Source organism: Escherichia sp. MOD1-EC5189 (assembly GCF_002966045.1).
Taxonomy (GTDB): Bacteria; Pseudomonadota; Gammaproteobacteria; order Enterobacterales; family Enterobacteriaceae; genus Escherichia; species Escherichia coli_F.
Genome location: NZ_PTRX01000070.1, coordinates 1 through 3,424 on the forward strand (window position 1 = coordinate 1; position 3,424 = coordinate 3,424).

A 3,424-nucleotide genomic window follows, 5' to 3' on the forward strand; every position below is an offset into this window, starting at 1 on the left:
TCTCCAGATCGTGCGTTGCCAGCGCAAAACCTGCACCGAGATCTTCCAGCGAGGCAATCGCTTCAAGACGTTTTTGCGCATCGGTAGTCATCGCTTTTGGATGCGGCGTCAGCAGCCATGCATATGCCTGGTGGTGCGAACGCCCGACGCGACCGCGCAACTGGTGCAACTGTGCCAGACCGAAGTGATCCGCACGTTCAATGATAATGGTGTTGGCGGTAGGAATGTCGATCCCGGTTTCGATAATGGTGGTACAAACCAGCACGTTGAAACGTTGATGATGGAAATCATTCATCACCCGTTCCAGTTCGCGCTCGCGCATCTGCCCGTGACCGATGGCGATCCGCGCTTCTGGTACCAGTTCTGCCAGTCGTTCGGCGGCTTTCTGGATGTTTTCCACATCATTGTAGAGATAATAAACCTGCCCCCCGCGCAGAATTTCGCGCAGGATCGCCTCCCGTACCACCAGACTGTCATACTCACGGACAAAGGTTTTAACTGCCAGACGACGGGCAGGCGGCGTAGCGATAATCGACAGATCGCGCATTCCGCTCATCGCCATATTCAGCGTACGTGGGATCGGCGTTGCGGTAAGTGTCAGAATATCCACGTTCGCCCGCATCGCTTTAATGCGCTCTTTATGACGCACCCCGAAGCGGTGTTCTTCATCGACAATCAGCAGACCTAAATCTTTAAACTTGACGTCATTTTGCAGCAGTTTGTGCGTACCGATCAGAATATCGATTTTCCCTTCCGCCACTTCCGCAAGGATTTGCGTCTGCTCTTTGGCGCTGCGGAAACGGGAGATCATTTCGATGCGTACCGGCCAGTTGGCGAAACGGTCGCGGAAGTTGTCGTAATGCTGCTGCGCGAGAAGGGTGGTAGGCACCAGCACCGCCACCTGCTTGTGGTTATCTACCGCCAGGAAAGCGGCGCGCATCGCGACTTCAGTTTTACCAAAGCCAACATCACCGCACACCAGACGATCCATCGCCAGCGGCTGACACATATCGCTAAGCACTGCATTAATGGCTTGCGCCTGATCCGGCGTGGTTTCAAACGGGAAGCTGTCGCAGAACAATTGATATTGTTCACGATCGTGTTTAAACGCGAAGCCCTCTTTGGCGGCGCGTTGCGCGTAGATATCCAGCAATTCTGCCGCCACATCACGCACTTTTTCCGCCGCTTTCTGCCGCGCGCGTGACCACGCATCGCCGCCAAGTTTATGCAGCGGGGCATTTTCTTCCGCGCCACCTGCGTACCGGCTAATCAGATGCAGTGACGACACCGGAACATACAGTTTGGCGTCGTTGGCATAGGTGAGCATCAAATACTCGCCGGTAATGCCGCCGGCTTCCAGCGTGGTCATTCCTGCATAGCGCCCGACGCCGTGCTCCAGATGGACCACCGGCTGACCAATATGCAGCTCCGCAAGGTTACGGATCAGTGTATCGGGGTTGATGGCGCGGCGAGAATCCTGACGACGACGGGCAACGCGTTCACCGAGCAGATCGCTTTCGCAAATCAGCGCCAGATTACGTACCGTATCGACAAAACCATGTTCGGCAGCGCCAATCATCAGATAACGCCCACGGTCGTTGGCTTCATCAAGACGCATAATGCGTTGAGGAGCAATTTTAATTCGCGCGAGCAGTTCACCCAGCGCTTCACGGCGACCTTCACTTTCTACCGAGAACACCACCGGACCGTCGAAAGACTCGAGGAACTTACGCAGCGCATCCAGCGGCGCTTTTTGTTGTGCCTGAACGGCCAGGTCTGGCAGCTTCTGGAAACCTAAATTGGCATTCGCTGCTTTTGTCGGTAAATGTTCGGTTTTTAGCTGTACGCGCGGCCAGTTTTTCAGCTCTGAAAAGAACTCGTCTACCCGCAGCCAGAGCGATTGTGGTGGCAACAGTGGACGCATCGGATCGACGCCGCGATTTTCAAAACGCGCCAGCGTGTCAGCCTGGAAACGTTCGGCACTGTTTTCCAGATCGCCAGTATTCACCAACAGCGTATTGGCAGGGAAATAACTGAACAGTGGCGGCAGCGGTTCGCTGAAGAATAGCGGCTGCCAGTACTCGATCCCGGCAGGTAATGTGCCTTTACTCACTTGCTGATAAATATGTTCCGGGTCGCGCTTCACTTCGAAGGTATCGCGCCACTGGCTGCGGAACAGTTCAATCGCCGCTTTATCGGTCGGAAATTCGTGCGCGGGCAACAGATTGATCGCTTCTACTTCCTCCAGCGTGCGCTGGCTATCGACGTCAAACACCCGCAGACTGTCAATTTCATCATCAAAAAAATCAAGACGATAAGGCAAGTCGCTGCCCATCGGGAAAAGATCCAGCAACGCGCCGCGCGTGGCGTATTCGCCGTGCTCCATAACCTGGTCAACATGGCGATAACCGGCACTGTCCAGTTGCGTACGCAAGGCATCACGAGATAACCGCTGACCTTTTTTCATCATCAGCGCGTGGCCGTGGAGGAAACTGTGCGGGCAAACGCGCTGCATAAGCGTATTCACCGGAACAATCAGTACGCCACGCTGCATCGTTGGTAGCTGGTAAAGAGTGGAAAGGCGTGAGGAGATAATGTCCTGATGAGGCGAAAAACTGTCGTAGGGAAGGGTTTCCCAGTCCGCCAGATTCATCACCATCTGATCGGTAAACTGGCTGATTTCATCATGCAAACGCAGAGCATTTTGCATATCTGGTGCAATAAGTACCACCGGACCGGCGTGACGTTCGGCAATTTCCGCTACCAGCGTCGCGCAGGCAGCGCCAGTTAACTCGCCCAGCAGACGCTGCTCACCCGCTTTGACGGGCAGCGTATAACGATATTGTTCAGGCATAACGGTTGTCAGATTCTCGTTAGGATATGCCTCAACATATGGGGGCATATCTCTGATAAGCAATGCTGTTCATTATCCGTAATCGACATGGTTTAGCAAATTGAATCGCCCCGGCTGGGGCGATGGCTTAGCGGGAGTAACTGACGGCTGTGGGCAGAGAAGGCGGGGAGAACAACAGATCGCTGAATGCGCGCTGTGAAAGTTTTCTTACCAGCAAGCCCGCAACAGTACAAATCAACAAACTGACAAAGGGGTAAACCAGCAGGAGCGTCAGTTCGACTTGCGGCGACCAGCGTGCCGCGTTCACTTGCGGAATCAGGCTTAAGCTGAATATTTCTACCAGTATGCGATGGGTGGTATAGATAGCAATGGTGTTGGAGCCAATCACATTCAGCAGGCTGGTGGAGCGCATACCGAAACGTTGCTCGTACTGATAAAACAGTTTCATGATCACCACAATCGATACCAGCGACAACAGCAGCGAGATAGTAAACAACCAGGCACCGACCGCCAGAACAGCCAGCAAAGAAGCCATCAGCAGATGGCGGCGCAACGGCACCGCTTTAACAC

At 54.1% G+C, this 3,424-nt stretch carries 1 protein-coding gene and 1 pseudogene; both read right to left on the reverse strand.

Going from position 1 to position 3,424, the window contains the following annotated elements; all coding sequences use genetic code 11:
- On the reverse strand, nt 1-2,854 hold a 2,854-nt coding region (gene mfd, locus ATB02_RS25345), incomplete at its 3' end, for a transcription-repair coupling factor (protein ID WP_105272392.1).
- Nucleotides 2,855-2,981: 127 nt separating this feature from the next.
- Nucleotides 2,982-3,424: pseudogene (locus ATB02_RS25350) on the reverse strand (acyltransferase family protein); the annotation flags it as partial.